The 16,724-nt window shown below is 71.1% G+C and carries 11 protein-coding genes and 1 pseudogene; 8 read left to right on the top strand and 4 right to left on the bottom strand.

Going from position 1 to position 16,724, the window contains the following annotated elements; translation table 11 throughout:
• The 3 genes and pseudogenes from VF697_RS36575 to VF697_RS36565 form a co-directional block, all read right to left on the bottom strand.
• A pseudogene (locus tag VF697_RS36575) lies at positions 1 to 453 on the bottom strand (glutathione ABC transporter permease GsiC); the annotation flags it as partial.
• The gene (locus VF697_RS36570; protein WP_331102449.1) at positions 450 to 1,997 is read right to left on the bottom strand and encodes an ABC transporter substrate-binding protein; all 1,548 of its coding nucleotides are present in this window, start codon (positions 1,995 to 1,997) and stop codon (positions 450 to 452) included. The gene VF697_RS36570 and the pseudogene VF697_RS36575, both read right to left, overlap by 4 nt.
• Positions 1,998 to 2,034: 37 nt before the next feature.
• Positions 2,035 to 4,866: a hypothetical protein gene (locus VF697_RS36565; RefSeq protein WP_331102447.1), complete on the bottom strand. Its 2,832-nt coding sequence runs from the start codon at positions 4,864 to 4,866 to the stop codon at positions 2,035 to 2,037.
• Positions 4,867 to 5,053: 187 nt separating this feature from the next.
• Here VF697_RS36565 and VF697_RS36560 point away from each other — a divergent pair, with 187 nt between their 5' ends.
• The 4 genes from VF697_RS36560 (at position 5,054) to VF697_RS36545 (ending at position 9,446) form a co-directional block, all read left to right on the top strand.
• Entirely contained in the window at positions 5,054 to 5,233 is a 180-nt protein-coding gene (locus VF697_RS36560; RefSeq protein ID WP_331102445.1) for a hypothetical protein, read from the top strand.
• A 180-nt stretch (positions 5,234 to 5,413) separates the two neighbouring features.
• Positions 5,414 to 6,205 (top strand): SDR family oxidoreductase, encoded by a 792-nt coding sequence (locus tag VF697_RS36555; RefSeq protein ID WP_331102444.1) that lies wholly within the window; start codon positions 5,414 to 5,416, stop codon positions 6,203 to 6,205.
• Positions 6,206 to 6,487: 282 nt separating this feature from the next.
• Complete coding sequence (dacB, locus tag VF697_RS36550) at positions 6,488 to 8,737, top strand: D-alanyl-D-alanine carboxypeptidase/D-alanyl-D-alanine endopeptidase (RefSeq protein ID WP_331102442.1); 2,250 nt, start codon at positions 6,488 to 6,490, stop codon at positions 8,735 to 8,737.
• Positions 8,738 to 8,918: 181 nt separating this feature from the next.
• Entirely contained in the window at positions 8,919 to 9,446 is a 528-nt protein-coding gene (locus tag VF697_RS36545; RefSeq protein WP_331102441.1) for a single-stranded DNA-binding protein, read from the top strand.
• 96 nt (positions 9,447 to 9,542) lie between these two features.
• Here VF697_RS36545 and VF697_RS36540 read toward each other — a convergent pair whose 3' ends face one another.
• Positions 9,543 to 10,202 (bottom strand): succinate dehydrogenase, encoded by a 660-nt coding sequence (locus VF697_RS36540; protein ID WP_331102440.1) that lies wholly within the window; start codon positions 10,200 to 10,202, stop codon positions 9,543 to 9,545.
• A 235-nt stretch (positions 10,203 to 10,437) separates the two neighbouring features.
• On the opposite strand from VF697_RS36540, the gene VF697_RS36535 reads away from it, so the two are divergent.
• The 4 genes from VF697_RS36535 to VF697_RS36520 all read left to right on the top strand — a co-directional run bounded on the left by VF697_RS36535 (position 10,438) and on the right by VF697_RS36520 (position 16,559).
• Positions 10,438 to 11,337 carry an Hsp33 family molecular chaperone HslO gene (locus VF697_RS36535; protein WP_331102438.1) on the top strand — a complete coding sequence of 300 codons (900 nt, stop codon included), beginning with the start codon at positions 10,438 to 10,440 and terminating at the stop codon, positions 11,335 to 11,337.
• Between the two features lie 93 nt (positions 11,338 to 11,430).
• Positions 11,431 to 12,111 (top strand): phosphoribosyltransferase, encoded by a 681-nt coding sequence (locus VF697_RS36530; RefSeq protein ID WP_331102437.1) that lies wholly within the window; start codon positions 11,431 to 11,433, stop codon positions 12,109 to 12,111.
• 21 nt (positions 12,112 to 12,132) lie between these two features.
• A complete protein-coding gene (gene selB, locus VF697_RS36525; RefSeq protein ID WP_331102434.1) occupies positions 12,133 to 14,049 on the top strand; it encodes a selenocysteine-specific translation elongation factor in 1,917 nt (638 codons plus the stop codon).
• Positions 14,046 to 16,559 (top strand): ATP-binding protein, encoded by a 2,514-nt coding sequence (locus tag VF697_RS36520; RefSeq protein WP_331102432.1) that lies wholly within the window; start codon positions 14,046 to 14,048, stop codon positions 16,557 to 16,559. The genes selB and VF697_RS36520 overlap by 4 nt, the downstream gene beginning before the upstream one ends.
• The last annotated feature ends 165 nt before the right edge of the window (positions 16,560 to 16,724 follow it).

The following is a 16,724-nucleotide window of genomic DNA, read 5'->3' as shown; positions in this document are numbered from 1 at the left end:
GAAGACGATGATGAGCACCGGCCCGAGCCAGAAGCGGGGCAGGGCCACGCCGGCCACGGCCGCGCTCATGGCGGCGGTGTCCACCCCCGTGCCCCGGTGCGCCGCGGCCGTCACCCCGAGGGGCAGGGCCAGCACCACGGCCACGGCCATGGCCGCGAGCGCGTGCAGGAGCGTGAGGGGCAGGGCCGCGCCGATGGAGGGCAGCACCTTCTTCTGGAAGGGAGGCAGCGAGGTGCGCAGCTCCCCGGTGAGGAAGTCCCGGGTGAAATTCCAGAGCTGGAGGTGCGCGGGCTGGTCCAGGCCCACCGCGCGGCGCAGGGCCTCGCGGTCCACCTGCGTGGCCTGCTCGCCGAGCATCACGTCGATGGGGTCGCCCGGGACGAGATGGAGGAAGAGCGAGACGAGCAGCAGCGCGCCCACCAGGGCCACCGCCGCCGAGGCGAGCCGCCTCATGGCTTCACCATCCTCGCCCGCGCCAGCGGGGTGAACCGGCCGTGGGCGCTCGGCTCGAAGTCCTGGAGCCTGCGGGAGGCGACCGCCACGGAGCTCTCGTGCCACAGGGGCACCACGGGCATCAGCATGTCCAGCCGCTCCTGGACGCGGGTGTAGAGCACCTTGCGCTCGGGGGTGGAGACCTGGCTGGCCTCGTCGAGGAGGGCGTCGAGCGCCCCGTCCCGCAGCGCGCCCCGGTTGAAGCCGCCCCAGCGGTTGGCCTCCGAGGGCACGTTGCCCGAGTGGTACGCGCTGCGCAGCAGGTCCGGCTCGATGACGGAGGCCCACTTGAGGGTGAAGAGCTCGAAGTTGCCCCGGCGGATGTCGCTGAAGAAGGTGCCGAACTCGAGCGAGCGCACCTCCACGGCCACGCCGCCGCGCGCGAGCTGCTCCTGGAGGACGAGCGCCACGGAGCGGCGGAAGCGGTCGGTGCTCGTCTTGAGGTGGAGCGTGAGGCGGGGCGCGCCGCCAGGGCCATCCGGGTCCGGGTAGCCGGCCTCGTCCAGCAGACGGGCGGCCTCCTCCGGGTCATACCGGCAGCCGGCGACGGGCGCCCAGGCCCAGTGCGTGCGCGGCAGCAGGGTGTTGGCGGGTACGGCCAGCCCGTGGAACTTGTACGTGACGAGCGGCCCCACGTCGACGAGGTGGCACAGGGCCCGGCGCACCCGTACGTCCGCGAGCGGCCCGCTGCGCAGGTTGAGGCCGAGGTAGGCGAAGCCGGTGCCCGCCTTGGTGAGGACGCGCAGCGAGGGCTCGCGCTCCAGGGCGGGCAGCACGGCCGGGGACAGCGCGTTGAGCACGAGGTCCGCCCGCCCCTTGAGCAGCTCCAGCACGCGCGTCGTCTCGTCGCGCACCACGCGGAAGTGCAGCCGGGGGATGGCGGGCGCACCGTGGTAGTGGCCCGCGAAGGGCACCAGCGTGAGATGGTCCTCGTCCGGCTGGGACTCGAAGCGGAAGGGGCCCGCGCCGATGGGGGCCCGGCCCTGCGCTTCCTTGCCGGCGGCCGAGGCGCGCTCGGCGGGGAGGATGCCCATGGACAGCTCGGAGAGCAGCGGCGCGTAGGGCCGGCGCAGGTGGAAGCGCACCGTGCGCGCGTCCACCACCTCCACCCGCTCGATGGCCGCGTAGCGCTCCGCTCGGGGGCTGGCGATGGCCGGGTCCCACATGCTGTCGTAGGTGGCCTTCACGTCCTCGGCCGTGAGGGCGCTGCCGTCATGGAAGGTGAGCCCCGGGCGCAGGGTGAGCTCCACGAGGGTGGGGGACAGCTCGCGGAAGGACTCGGCCAGGTCCGGCACGGGCGTGCTGCTGTCATCGAGGGTGACGAGGCCCGGGGTGATGAGCTGGGCGATGCGCTGGCCCATGGCCGAGAGCGTGAGCCGGTCGTCCAGGCTCTCCGGGGGGGCCTCGATGAGCACGGTGATGCCCGGGGGCGGCCGCTCGGCGCGACAGCCGGGAACGAGCGCCACGAGGAGCGCCAGGACGACGGGGCGGAGCAGCGGGGGCATGGGGGCACACCGTTGTGACACAGCACTCCTCAGGGTGCTACCGCACCCGCGACTTCCGCACCTTGAGCTGCAGGACATACGCACGTTCCGCGAGTGCTCCCGAGGTGTGTACCTGCCGCGCCAGCCAGCGGGCCGCCCAATCTGGAAGCGAGCCAGCAGGCCGAGCCTCGAGCGCATCGAAGAGCAGGGGATGGTTGTCGGGAGGGCTCGTGTAGAAGAGCTCCCCTGTCAGTATCAGGGACTCCCGCGAGGGGGCCTCCTGCTCCAGCCCTCGAAGGGCTCGCTGCAAGGCGCGTTCGGGGGCGAGCCGCCACAGCTCCTCACACACTCCCGGCTTCCAGTGGTCTCTCTCGATGAAGAGCTCGAGCACTGGCAGGTACTCGGGACCCAGGCCCCGGAGGGATGCGTCCAGCCTGGGGTGCTGGTGCTCGAGCCAACGGCGCACCACATGATACAGGACTCGGGGAGGCACCAGGGCGGGGCTGTGGAGATCGCCGGGACCGCCCTCCTCGACGGCTCCGCGGATGGCTGCTTCGTCGAGCCGCGCGAGGAGCCAGGAGTCGAGGGGTGGACGCAGGGGGAATGCGGCCCGAGGGTTGAACAGGTGCGCGACCCCGCCCGCCGTTTTCGCCAGGGCCCGGAAGAGTGTGGCCGCGACGGTGGCCTGGACTTCCTGGCCCTCGCGGTCGAGTCGCCACAGGAGTTCATCGAGCAGGCTGGCGGACAGGGTGAGATGCGCCACCTGTTTCAGCGGGGGCGCGATGCCACGGCGGGCCGCCCACACCATGAAGGCCGGCATCAAGGGCTCGGGAATCTCGTGGGGCGGAGGAACTCCGCAACACCGGTCGAGAATGGCGGGGAGCCGGGCCACGATTCGCTCATGGCTCCTGTGGGTCCCATCGCCCACCCTGTCGATGTAGTTCAGGACCTCATGGGCCGCCTCGTCCGCGAGCGAAAGGGAGACCCAGCCGGGAAAGAACCAGCGCAGGGCTGACGGCAGCGGCCAGTTCGGGGCGTCCACCGTGAAGGACCAGGTCCAGCAGTCGGCGAGCCAGGAGCTGCTCGAATTCTCACGGTGGCCCGGTCGGGTGACAGGGCTGAGGAGACCGTTGTCGTAGCGCTGGGTGAGCACCGAGAGCTGGCAATGCGCGAGCTTCCTCAAGAGTTCCTGTTGTGGGGGGGCGGGCGTGTCCTCGAGCTTGCGGGCGCATGCGGAGAACAGCGCCTCGACCGCGCCGACGAGGCCAAGGTGGGTGTCATCGAATGCGCGTACCACCTGCTCCGCCAGCGCCAGGAGCCTCTGCAGGGGGAGCGTGTCGAGCGCGCGATCCACGATGGATTGTCGGCCCGGGTCCGCGGCCCAGCGTCCCCACGTCTCGGGAGTACGAGAGAGCGCCTCCTCGACGGATTCCCGGGCGAGCGCGTCCACCATCCATCGTGGATGGGGTCCCAGCCCACCATCCGGCTGGACGCGCATCAGTCTCGTCGAGCGCAGGTAGTCGATGGCCATGGCGGGTGACAAGGAGCGGGTGGCGGCCTTCACCTCCTGGGCGTGCCGCTGGCGCTCGCGCCCGCTCTTGGCCCGGCAGAGGGCCTGCAGCTTCTCATCGAGGAGCTTCTCCGACGCGGGCGCGGCGTGGCTGGAGGGAAGCCGAGCCGCCCAGACCTCCAGCGATGCGCTGGGAGGCCAGGCGGAGGAGCTGTCCCGGAAGGCGGCGAGCGTGAGGGTGCGGATTGCCTCGGAACCGGCCGCGCGAAGCCAGAAGGCCCGGCTCGAATCGTCCCTCGCCTCCCGGTGGAGCATCCGCGGGGTCACCGTCCGGGCGATGTCCTTCCAGCCCTCCGCGAACTGGCGGTTGAGTCGGCGGACCCCCATCTCGTGGGCCAGGTTCCCCAGCGTGAGGAGCTCCCCAGGCGTCCGGACCAGAACGCCATCGGGGTCGAGCCGCTCCAGCCAGGAGTGAAACTCCTCGGGCTCGAATCCCTTGCGCTCCTCTCCGAGCCGTTCGGCCATCCACTGGATGAAGGCGTGACGCCAGCCGGGCCTGGGTCCCCATTCCAGATCCGTCCAGGGCCCCGTGGGTTCGGATGACTCGAAGAACAGCCGGTCCCTACCAGAGGAGGGCCCGCCACCCGGGCGCGGGAAGGAGGCCAGGACCACCACGGACTCGTACTGGGTCAGGGCCCGCAGTGTTTCCTGGTCGGTGCGAGGATCGGTGGATTCGAGCTCGATGAAGAGCCTGCTCTCCACGGAGATGCCTGACAGCTCGAGAGCCGCGAGACGGTCGGCCACCAGGATATGCGTCTTGTATGATCTGCCCCCAACCAGGGCGGCGGCGAGCTGTCCGGCCTTCTCGGCCCTCGCGGCGGTTGTCCGCGGAGCGCTCCGGGCTTGGCGGATTTGGGTGGCGAGGCTCTTTCCCGCGCCCGGTGGAACCTGGAGCCAGATACAGCCGTCCCACCACGTGCTGGTGAAGAAGTCGAACTTGCTGCCAGCCGAGCCATCCGCCTTGCCAGGGAACTTCGTCCAGCCCGTCCCCTCTGGAGGGGACTCGGTGGTGGGCGCCAGCGGGCGGAGGGCTGGGAACTCGATGAACTCGATGAGCCCTCCCGGGATTCGTCCCTCGAGGATGTGCTGCTCGGGAATGGAGAGAATCTCAGCGAGGGCTTGCAGTGCCTGCGGTTGCCCGCGCCACCACGACACGGTGCCCTGCTTGAGCCGGGAGAGCTGTTGGCCCAGTCGGCGATAGCGCTCGTTCTCGGGGCTCTTGGCGAAGAGACCGGGAGTGCGCTCGATGATCCGACGCGCGAGCTCGCTCTGATTCCCGATTCCCGCCTCCTTCATCCATTGCTGGAGTGGATGGTCCATGTGCTCATTCTCCTGCCCGGGCGGATGGATGTGCTGGATGCAGGAGCCGGCACTGCATCGGCCCCTGCATCATTTGCATCGATGCAGATGATGCCAGCGTGAGTTGTCGGTGTGCAGTGGGGCTCGTACCTTGAAAACGGCGATTCCGCTCGACCGCGGGCGAGTCGCCCTTCGAAAGGAGATGCACATGGCTGACCAGGAAAAGACGAAGAGTCCCAACGACGAGCGGTCGGAGGCCATCAACCCGACCAGTCCCAAGCACCAGGCCGCGCTCAAGGAGCACTCGCGCCGCTCCAATCCCGAGGACCCGAGCAATCGGCCCGCGGCCACGCGCCCATCGAGCCCGCCGGGTAAGGGCAAGCCGTAGGGCGGATACCTTGGCATGAGGGGCGGGCCTTCCCTGGGCGACTCTCCCAGGAGGGCCCGCCCCTCCCACTCGATTCGCTGGACAACGGTCGCCCTCCGCGGGGACAGCCGTTGTCCATGGCCAGCGCGCCAACGCGCTACCATGCGGGACTCGCTCAACCCGAGCGGAGGTGACTGGCACATGGCGAAGGTGACGGGAACGGCCCTCGTGACGGGCGGCAATCGTGGACTGGGGCTCGAGGTCTGCCGGCAGCTCGGCCGGCTCGGCATGAAGGTGCTGCTCGCGGCCCGGGACATCGCCGCGGGCGCCGAGGCCACCTCCGCGCTGCACGCCGAGGGCCTCGAGGTGACCTTCGAGCCCCTCGACGTCACCTCCCAGGAGAGCATCGCCAACCTGGCCGATCGGCTGGAGCGCCAGGGCACCCGGCTCTCGGCGCTCGTCAACAACGCGGGCATCGCCCTGGACGGCTTCAACGCGGACGTCGTCGAGCGGACCCTCGCCGTGAACTTCTTCGGGGTGATGCACCTCACGCGGCGCCTGCTGCCCCTCATGGCCGAGCACGGCCGCATCGTCATGGTGTCCAGCGGCATGGGCGAGCTGCGGGGCCTGTCCCCGACGGCCCGCCGGCGCTTCGACCCGCCTCCCTCCCAGGAGGAGCTGGTCGCCCACGTGCGCGCCTTCCTCGAGGACGTACGCAGCGACCAGTACACGGAGAAGGGCTGGCCGGGCTCGGCCTACCGGGTCTCGAAGGTGGGGCTCAACACCCTGACGCGCCTGCTCGCCGAGGAGCTGAAGGCGCGGCACCTGCTCGTGAACGCCGTCTGCCCGGGCTGGGTGCGGACGCGCATGGGCGGGGCGGGGGCCTCGCGTGGGGTGGAGGAGGGGGCGGACACGCTCGTCTGGGCGGCGACGCTGCCCCCGGACGGCCCCACGGGAGGCTTCTTTCGCGACCGCCGGGCAATTCCCTGGTAGTCAGGGCCGGCCGAGCGTCGCCGTCCCTGGGCTGTCGGAGCGCCTCTCACTCCCTCGGGAGTCCCGCCGCCATGTCGGCGCGGGTGGGTATGTTCCCCTCGTGAGTCCTGCATGCCTGCCCGGTCGCTTCTTTTGAGGAAGCGAGCACGAGTCAACACGTTGTCACGCCGCTTTGCTGTCTGGTGGAAGGCCGGGCACCCGGACGCCCGTACCGGTCAAGTGTCTCCCTTGCCGCTCCAGACGCCCCCTCCCATAATGGCCGCCACCTTCCCCGGAGAGCACGTGCAGGTCCACCGAGCCAAAACCCTCTTGGCCGTGACGGTTGCCCTTTTCGTCACGCTTCCGCGCGCCGGTGTTGCCGCCGCGGACGACAAGAAGCGCGCCGAGCGCGAGGCCCTCAAGGCTTCGTTGCTTCAGGTTCTGCAACGCGAACCCCTCAACGCGAGTCGTGTGGGCGTCCACATGATGAGCCTCGATGACGGCTCCGTCGTGTTCAGCCAGAACGCCGACGAGCTGCTCAACCCCGCCTCCAACGTGAAGCTCGTCACCTCGGCGGCGGCGCTCGTCACCCTCGGGCCCGAGTACCGCTTCGAGACCGAGTTCCTCGTGGAGCAGGAGTCCGACGGCCTCAAGGCCAAGACGCTCTACGTGCGTGGCAAGGGCGACCCCTCCATCACCACCGAGCGCCTCTACGCCATCGTCGGGGACCTCTTCCACACCGGCCTGCGCGAGGTGCAGGACATCGTCGTGGACGACTCGTGGTTCGACGCCGAGCGCACCCCTCCCGGCTATGACCAGGAGGAGTCGGATCGGGCCTACATGGCCCCCACCGGCGCGGTGAGCCTCAACTGGAACGCGGTGGGCGTGTTCCTGCGCCCCGGCGAGGCCGTGGGCGCCAAGGGCGTGGTGGAGATCGAGCCGCAGAGCGACTTCTTCGTGGTGGAGAACGCGCTGACCACCGGCAACCGCCGGGCCCGCCGCTTCTCGGTGGCCTCGGACGCGGCTGGCGCCCAGCAGAAGATCATCGTGCGGGGCCAGGTGCCGGAAGCCGGCGGCTACATGAGCGTGTACAAGAAGATCGACAACCCGCCCATGTACTTCGGCCAGACGCTCAAGCAGCTGATGAACGCGCGGGGCATCAAGGTGAAGGGCAAGGTGAAGCTGGCCACCACGCCCTCCAAGGCGACGAAGCTGGTGTACGTGTCCACCTCGGACACCTTCGACATCATCCTCAAGCGCCTCAACAAGCTGTCCAGCAACTTCGTGGCCGAGACGCTCCTCAAGACGATGGGCGCCGAGGCGCGAGGCGCTCCGGGCTCCTTCGCCAAGGGCATCGACGTGGTGGAGGACTTCCTCGCGCGCGAGGTGGGCATTCCTCGCGGCACCTACGTGATGAAGAACGGCAGCGGCCTCAACGACACCAACCGCTTCTCCGCCGCGCAGTTCGACCGGATCCTCCGCTACATGTACGAGCGCTTCCCGCTGGCGCCCGAGTACCTCTCCTCGCTGGGCATCGCCGGCAAGGACGGCACGCTCAAGTACCGCTTCGACGGCACCGAGGCCGTGGGCCGGCTGCGCGCCAAGACGGGCACGCTGGAGAACGTGACGGCCCTGAGTGGCTACGTGCAGGCGGCCGGTGGGGAGAAGTTCATCTTCTCCATGATGGTCAACGACTACCCGGGCCGCTCCGGACCGGTGGTGCGCGGGCTGGATGCGCTGGGCGCGGCGGTGGCCTCGGTGGGCTCCTCCATGGGCCCGGGGCGCGCCGTGGCCGAGCTGGCCAGCGGTGAGAAGGCGAACAGCCCGACGGCGGAGGTGTCCAGCCGGGTGAAGACGTACCTGGCGCTCGGCAGCCAGAGGGATCCGCGCAACATCGGCTTCCTGCGCACGGCGTGGCGCAGCGAGAGGGACCCGGCGGTGCGGGCGGTGGTGGCCGAGAGCCTCTACCAGTCCAACCCGCAGGACTACCTCGGGGTGCGCACGCTGCTGGACAGCTACTCGGCGGGCACGGAGGTGTACGGCCGGCTGCGCACGGTGGCGCGGGAGCTGGCGGTGGAGGTGCCCGGCCTGGGCAGCCTCGTGGAGCTGGCCGCCAGCGGCAACGCCGAGGCGCTCACCCGCATCATCGAGCTGGCCGGGGCCTCCTCGGGCGACATCTCCTCCGAGGGCGAGATGGCCGAGGGCCTGGGCGCGGTGGCCCGCACGGCGCCCGAGGAGCTGGTGCAGGCGCTGCGCGGCGCCTCGGCCCAAGAGCGCGAGGTGACCACCAGCCTGCTGGCGCGCGGGCTCGTCCAGACGGGCGAGGCGGATCACCCCTTCTGGAAGGCGCTGAAGAAGAGCCTCGGCTCCACCGACACGAAGCTGGCGGACTTCGCCCGCTCGCTGGAGGGCACGCTGTCGCGCAAGGTGGCCGAGGAGAAGGCCCCCCGGCCCCAGCAGCTCGTGCCCGCCCAGGTGGTGGCCCCGGCCTCCGCCGTCCAGATGGGGCCCGGCCCCATCGAGCGCACCGCCGAGACCCGTCCAGGCGGGTGAGCCCCTGGCTCGCTGCTTCTGTCGCCCTCCGAGCAAGCGCCCCCCACCGGGTGAAATCCTGTTCAGGTGGGACTTTGGGCGTATGCTATAGGGCGACCCGGATGCGGGCTATGCTTGGCCGCATCTGGACGCACGTGACTGGCCCGTGGTGGGCCAGTCCTCGAAGAGAAAGGACGGCGTCATGGCTGGAGGAGTCAACAAGGTCATCCTCATTGGCAACCTCGGAGCGGATCCCGAGGTGCGCTTCACCCCGGGTGGCCAGGCAGTGGCCAACTTCCGTATCGCGACCAGCGACACCTGGACCGACAAGAACGGCCAGAAGCAGGAGCGCACGGAGTGGCACCGCATCGTGGTGTGGGGGAAGCTCGCGGAGCTCTGCGGCGAGTACCTGAAGAAGGGCCGCCAGTGCTACGTCGAGGGTCGCCTGCAGACGCGCGAGTGGACGGACAAGGAGAACCGGAAGAACTACACCACCGAGGTGGTGGCCAACGCGGTGACCTTCCTCGGCGGCCGTGACGGCGCCGGAGCGGGCTCGGGCGGTGGCGGCGGCGGCGGTGGTGGCCGCGGCGGCTACTCGCAGCAGCGCGGCGGGGGCCAGCAGCAGGGTGGTGGCTACGACGACTACGGCCCGCCTCCGATGGGCATGGACGAAGGCGGTGGTGGTGGTGGTGGCGGCAGCGGTGGCGGGGACGACGACATCCCGTTCTAGGCTCCGCGCCTCGTGAAAGTGCAACGGCCGCTCCCGGGAGACCGGGGCGGCCGTTGTCGTTTCAGGCGAGGGGAGGGGGACTGCTCCCCCCGGGGCTCACCCGTAGGCGGCGCCGGCGCGGTAGAGCGCGAAGATGGCGCCCCAGCCCATGGCCAGCAGCACCAGGAAGATGACGATGGACCACGGCTCGAAGCGGCGCATGGAGCGCTCGGAGGCCAGCAGACCCCAGCCCATGGCGAAGCCCTGCAGGCCGTTGGCGATGTGGTACGCCGTGGCCAGCACGCCCAGCACGTAGACGGTGATGGTCGGCGGGTGGAAGTGCATCTCCCGGGCGATGTCCGCGAACGGCTCCGCGTGACCCTGGACGAGGCGCGGGTGCAGGAAGGCCAGCCACATGTGCGCGCCGAGGAAGAAGATGAGGGCGACGCCGGCCGCGCGCTGAAGGATGTACTTGAGGTTGCTGTAGTACGGGTAGGCCGCGTTGTTGGGCCGGAAGCTCAACAGCCGCACGACGCCCCAGCCGGTGTGGAAGAGCAGGGGCAGGATGACGATGAGGAACGTGGCGATCTGCGCGTACGGGTGCTTGTACTGCGTCACCGAGGACTGCCAGGCCTCGGCGCCCTGGAAGGCGGCGAGGTTGTCCCACAGGTGGTTCACCACCCAGATGCTCAGCGGCACCACGGCGAGGAACGAGCCCAGGCGGGACTGGAGGAGCGGCGTCTTCTGGGGAACGGCGGCTGCGGCTTGGGTGCTCATCGGTACTCCGGACATCGCGCGGATGGGGGCCGCGTCGAGTGGGACGGACAGGGCGTTATAGCCCGTCCCCGCCAACGGGTAGGAGTTTCCGCCATCAGCCCCTGGCGTCAGGACGCACGGAGGTATCAGCCGGGGTGATGCCTGCCAGGAGGCCCCGCTGGCCGCCCCCCGGGCAAGGGCCGCCATTCCGGCATTGGCGAGCGGCTCGCGGGTGGGCACGCTAGTTCCAACTGCTATGGCCGATGAACTCGTCAGTGGACTCCTGAAGGAAACCGACCTGCGCGTGGTGCTCGTCACCGCGGGCGAACTGTCCCGCCGGGCGCGGGAGCTGCACCACTCCGCCTCGGCTTCCGCCTCGCTGCTGGCGCAGGCCCTGACCGCCGCCGCCCTGCTCGCCTCCCTGCAGAAGGGCGACTCGCGCGTGAACCTCCAGCTCGAGTGCGACGGGGCCCTGCGGGGCCTCTTCGTGGACGGCGACACCTCGGGCGTGCTGCGCGGCTACAGCAAGAATCCCCTCGTGGCCCACGTGGGCTCCGAGGGCGAGTACCACTGGCGTCCGGCGCTCGGGAACAAGGGCTTCCTCTCCGTGCTGCGCGACCTGGGCGGCGGCGAGTACTACCGCTCCGCGGTGGAGCTGGAGGCCTTCGACCTGGCGAAGGACCTGGAGCGCTACTTCACCATCTCGGACCAGGTCCCCACGCGCGTCTACCTCACCGTGCTGCCGACCCAGTCCGACGGCACCCTGGAGCCGCTGGGCAGCGTGGTGGGCATGCTCCTCCAGACCCTGCCCAATGGGGACCCGGACGCCTTCCGAGCGCTCGGTACCCGGCTCGCCGGACAGTTCGAGGGCACTGTGCGGGTCCACGCCCACCAGGGGGCGGCGGCCCTCCTCAAGGCGCTGGTGCCCGAGCCGGACCTGGAGGTGATGTCCCGCTACCCCGTCGCCTACACCTGCTCCTGCAGCAAGGACCGGGTGAAGCGGGCCCTGCTGTCCCTGGGGCGCGAGGAGCTGGAGGACATCCTCGCCAAGGAAGGTCAGGCCGAGGCGGACTGTCACTTCTGCACGACGCGCTACGTCGTCAGCGGGGACGAGATTCGCGAGATGTTGGCGGCCATGGCCTCGGCCACGAGCTGAGCCAGGAGCAGGCGAGCAGGCTCGGTCGGGGGTGGCGGGGCTGCGCCCACCGGAGTATGACGGCACCGCACCTCACTCCCCGGAGTCCTCACCGTGGCCACCAAGCGGGCAACGCCCAAGGCGGCGTCCAAGGCGGCGCCCAAGGCACCGCCCAAGGGCAGCAAGGGCAAGCCTTCCCCGAATCAGCAGGTGGAGAAGCTCGTCTCCATTCCATCGGACATGATTCTCGCGCCCCAGGCGGAGGCGCCGCGCCAGCTCACCGGGAGGGACCAATCGCGACAGAAGAGCAGCGTCCAGGAGCTGTCCTGGGCGGAGTTCGACCGCGCGGTGCAGGCGCTCGCGGTCTCCATCAGCAAGACGTACAAGCCCCAGGCGGTAGTCGGCGTGGCGCACGGGGGCGTGTTCGTGGGCGGGGCGCTCTCGAGCGCGCTCGGCTGTGAGTTCTACCCGGTGCGCATCAGCCGCCGCAGCCGGGACAAGGGCGCCGCCAAGCCGAAGCTGAGCGGGGAGATGCCGCGCGAGCTCAAGGGCAAGCGCGTGCTCATCGTGGACGATGTCGTCTCCAGCGGCGACACGCTGGAGCTGGCCACGGCCCTGGCGCAGAAGGTGGGCGCCAAGGAGGTGGACACCGCCGCCCTGGTGGCCCGCCCCGGTGGCTTCGCCCCGGGCTTCTGCGCGCTGCCCACCGAGGCCCTCGTCGTCTTCCCGTGGGACTACGAGGCCGTCACCGAGGACGACCGCTTCGACGTGGATCCGGACAAGGCGGGGGCGTAGCCGAGGGGAGAGCCGGGCGAGATGATCATCGGTACCGCGGGGCACATCGATCACGGCAAGACGTCACTGGTCAAGGCGCTCACCGGTATCGACACCGACAGGCTGAAGGAAGAGAAGCGCCGGGGGATCACGCTGGAGCTGGGGTTCGCCCATCTCCAGCTGGACGATGGCACGGTGGCGGGCGTGGTGGACGTGCCCGGGCACGAGCGCTTCGTCAAGGCGATGGTGGCGGGCGCCGGCGGGGTGGACCTGGCGGTGCTGGTGGTGGCGGCGGACGAGGGCGTGATGCCCCAGACGCGCGAGCACCTGGACATCTGCCGGCTGCTGGGCGTGAAGGCCGGCGTCATCGCGCTCACCAAGTCGGATCTGCTCGCGGAGCTGGGCGCGGAGTGGCGCGCGCTGGTGGAGGCGGACCTGGGCGCGCTGGTGGCCGGCACCTTCCTGGAGGGCGCGCCGGTGGTGCCCGTGTCCTCGAAGACGGGGGAGGGGCTGGCCGAGCTGCGCGCCGCGCTCACCCGGGCCGCGAAGGGACTGCCCACGCGCCCCTCGGAGGGCCCCGCGTTCCTCCCGGTGGACCGGGCCTTCACCATCAAGGGCTTTGGCACGGTGGTGACGGGCACGCTGCTGTCCGGCACCTTCTCGGTGGAGGACGCCGTGTCGCTGCTGCCGGGCCTGCCCGGGCCCCTGCGCGTGCGCGGGCTGCAGATGCACGGCGAGGCGGTGCAGAAGGTGGCGGCGGGCCAGCGCACCGCGGTGAACCTGACGGGCGTGGAGCCCGAGGCGATTGCGCGCGGCATGGTGCTGGTGAAGGCGGGCGAGGTGCCCGAGACGCACATGCTGGACGTGGAGCTGAGCCTGCTGCCCGCGGCCGAGGTGGCGCTGCCCAAGCGGCGCAAGCTGCTGCTGCACCTGGGCACCGCGCAGGTGGAGGCCACGGTGGCGCTGTTGGACCTGGAGAAGCTGGAGCCGGGGGAGACGGCGCTCGCGCAGCTGCGCCTCTCCGAGCCGATGGCGGCGCTGGTGGGCCAGCGCTTCATCCTCCGGGGCTCGCGCTCACTGCCGGGCCGGGGCGCCACGCTGGCCGGTGGGCGCGTGCTGTCCATCACCCCGCCGCGTCGACGCAAGGGCGGCTCCGAGGTGGTGGCCCCGCTGCTGGAGGCGGACGCCAACGGCATGGTGGCGTGGCTGCTGCGCCAGTCGGGCTACCGCGGCCTCACCCAGGCCGAGCTCTTCGCTCGCTCGGCGCTGGCGCCCAAGGTGCTCTCCCGCGCGCTGGAGCTGCTCGGTGCGCGGGGCGCGGCGCTGCTGGTGGACCGGGAGCGGCGGCTCTACCTCTCGGGCGAGGTCTTCGAGGGCCTGCAGGCGCGCGCCCTGGCGCTGCTGGCCGCCTTCCACGAGCGCGAGCCGCTGCGCGAGGGCCTCTCGCGCGAGGAGCTGCGCCAGCGCCTGTCGGGCGAGCTGGACGCGCGCGCCTTCGCCCGGGTGGTGCAGGCGCTGGGGGACGCGGGGAAGGTGGAGGTGGAGAAGGAGGTGGTGCGCCTCAAGGGGCGGGGCCGGAGGCTCACCCTGGACGAGGAGGCGGCGCGGGCGCGGCTGGTGGCGGACCTGTCGGGCGCGGGCCTCGCGCCTCCCACGCTCAACGAGCTGGCCCAGCGGCTCCACCTGCCGGTGGCGCGGGTGCAGGAGTTGTTGAAGGTGGCGGTGGCCGAGGGGCGGGTGGTGGGGGTCAGCGAGGAGCTGTTCTTCGACGCGGGAGCGCTGGCCGAGCTGAAGGAGCGGCTGGTTGCCCACCTGCGCGAGAAGAAGGAGATTTCCACCCAGGCCTTCAAGGAGCTGGTGGGCCAGACCCGGAAGTTCGTCATCCCCCTCTCGGAGTACTTCGATCGGGAGAAGGTGACGCTCCGGGTCGGAGAGAAGCGGGTGCTGCGGCGCGCATGATGACGAGGCGTTACAGCGAGGCCGCCCTGCGGTCCCTCATCGAGTCCTTCGGCAACCCCATCTACGTGGCCCGGGCGGGACGGGTGTGGGTGGCGAACGAGGCCTACCTCGACATGCTGGGGCTGGGCCGGGAGCAGGTGGAAGGGCGCTTCATGCTGGACTTCGTCCACCCGGAGGATCGGGCGCGGCTGGAGGTGCGCCAGCGCCTGCGCGACGCGGGCACCTTGAAGGAGGCGGAGCCCCGGCGCTACCTGCTGCCGGCGACCTCGAACCGGGGCGTGCGCGAGGTGGCGGTCCACGTGCAGGAGGTGGAGCTGGAGGAGGGGGGCCGGGCGCAGCTCATCAACTGCGTGGTGCTGGGAGCACGGCCCGCGGAGTTGGAGCTCGCCGAGCGCCTGGTGGAGACGTCCGCGGAGCTCGTCGCGGCGCGCTCGGAGGAGGCGGTGCGGCGGGGGGCCCTCGCGGGCCTCACCCGTGCGGGCCTCTCCGCGCGCTTCCTGTGGCGCGACGGCGAGGGCTTCACCGCTCGCGACGGGGGCCCGCCGCTGGAGGACTCGGCGCTGGGCCTGCGGGCGCTCTCCGAGGGACGGCCCGTCTTCGGCTCCATTCCGGGCCACGAGTCCACCCATGTCTACCTGCCGCTCGGCACCACGGTGTCGGAGGTGCTGTGGGTGGCGGGCTCGGGGCTGTCGCCCTCGTATGGCTCGGTGCTGGCGCTCTTCGCCAAGGTGGTGGGGGCGGCCCTCACCGACGCGCGGCTGCTGGCGGACGTGGAGCGGGGCCGGTGGGAGATGGTGGCCGTGGCCGAGGCGGCGCGCTTCGTCGCCCAACCCGAGCCGCCCACGCCCGAGGACTTCCTCGAGCGACTGGCCACGCTGCTCGGCGCGGAGGCCGTGCTGCTGTACGTCCCCGAGTCGCCCGAGGGGGCGTTGAGCCTCTCGGCCCACGTGGGCCTGGACGGAGACCTGCGCGCGGTGCTCGCCGCGCCCCTGGGGGGGATGTCGCCCTCGCTGGCGGCGGCTCGGGGCGCGGTGCTCTCCACCGAGGGCGAGGAGGGGGCGTTGATGCGGGCCACCGGCGGGCGCCTGGGCTGTGGCGCGGCGATGCGCCTGTCCCATGGCGGCCACCCTCGGGGCCTCCTCCAGGTGGTGCGTGCTCCGGGGCGCCCCTTCAATGGGGCGGACTTGCGGCTGCTGGGGCCCCTGTCCGAGCTGCTGATGACGCTGCTCGACCAGCGCCGCCTGCGCGCCGAGTCCGCCCGGCAGCTCGCCGACACGCGCCTGCTGCTGGACCTGGCCCGCACCACCACCGCCACCCTGGAGGTGGCCACCATCCTGGACGTGGCCGCGGACTTCCTCGTCAAGCTGCTGGACGTCTCCAACTGCTTCATCCTCCTGCATGACGAGCAGGCCGGTGTCCTGCGGGGTTCCGCGGCCTCCGTCACCCACCGCGACTTCTTCCGCACCGTGGTGATTCCGGTGCAGGACCCCGACAGCGTCTCCGCGCGCGTGGCCCGCGAGCGTCGGCCCATCGCCCTGCCGGACCTGTCGAAGGTCGAGGGCATGGCGCAGCACGAGCTCGCCCGCCGCTTCGACGAGAAGGCCGTGCTGGCGCTGCCGCTCACCTCGCGCGAGGAGCTCATCGGCGTGGTGCTGGTGGACGACACCCGCGGCCCGCGCGTCTTCGGTCCCTCCTTCATCGAGCTGGCCGAGGCCACGTGTGGGCAGATTGCCCTGGCCATCGCCAACGCGCGCCTCTACGAGTCGCTCTGGGCCTCGTACGCGGAGCTGGCCGCCGCGCGCGCGGAGATGGTCAAGCGCGAGCGCCTGGTCGCGCTCGGTGAGCTGTCCGCCATCGTGGCCCACGAGGTGCGCAACCCCCTGGGCACCATCTTCAACGCCGTGGCCTCGCTGCGCCGCATGCTCAAGCCCGAGGGCGATCAGGTCATGCTGCTGGACATCCTCGCGGAGGAGAGCGATCGGCTCGACCGCATGGTGGGTGCCCTGCTGGACTTCACCCGCCCGCGCGAGCCCATCCTGCACGCCGAGGACATCCCCCGGCTGCTGCAGGACGCCGTGGAATTCGCACGGACCTGTCAGGGGGGCAATGGCCGCATCACCCTCTCCATCGAGGTGGAGCCGGAGCTGCCCCGGGTGCCCTTGGACCGGCGCCTCATCCGCCAGGTCCTCGTCAACGTGCTCCTCAACGCCCTCCAGTCCATGCCGCAGGGCGGGTTGGTGCAGGTGCGCTCCCGGCGCGAGGTGCATGGCCCCCGGGAGATGCTGCGCATCGACGTGGCGGACCAGGGCTGTGGCATCCCCACCGAGCTCGTCCACCGCGTCTTCGAGCCCTTCTTCACCACCAAGGCCCAGGGCACCGGGCTGGGCCTCGCGGTGGTCAAGCGCATCATCGAGGAGCACCACGGGGACTTGTCCCTGGAGAGTGCCCCGGGGCGTGGCACCACCTTCACCTTCCGTCTTCCCCTCACCCAGCCGACGAGTCCGCCGTGAACGATGCATCGACTCCTCCCCCGCGCGGTCGCATCCTGGTCGTGGACGACCAGCGCAACATGCGCGCCACCACCGCGCTCCTCCTGCGCTCCGCGGGCTACACCGTCCAGGAGGCCGCCACGGGAGAGGAGGCGCTCGCCACCCTGTCGAGCAGTGGAGTGGACC

Origin of the sequence: Archangium sp., from assembly GCF_036388035.1 — a bacterium.
Classification (GTDB): domain Bacteria; phylum Myxococcota; class Myxococcia; order Myxococcales; family Myxococcaceae; genus Archangium.
The sequence above is the reverse complement of the archived record's forward strand: the minus strand, read 5'-3'. Positions and strand labels throughout refer to the sequence as shown.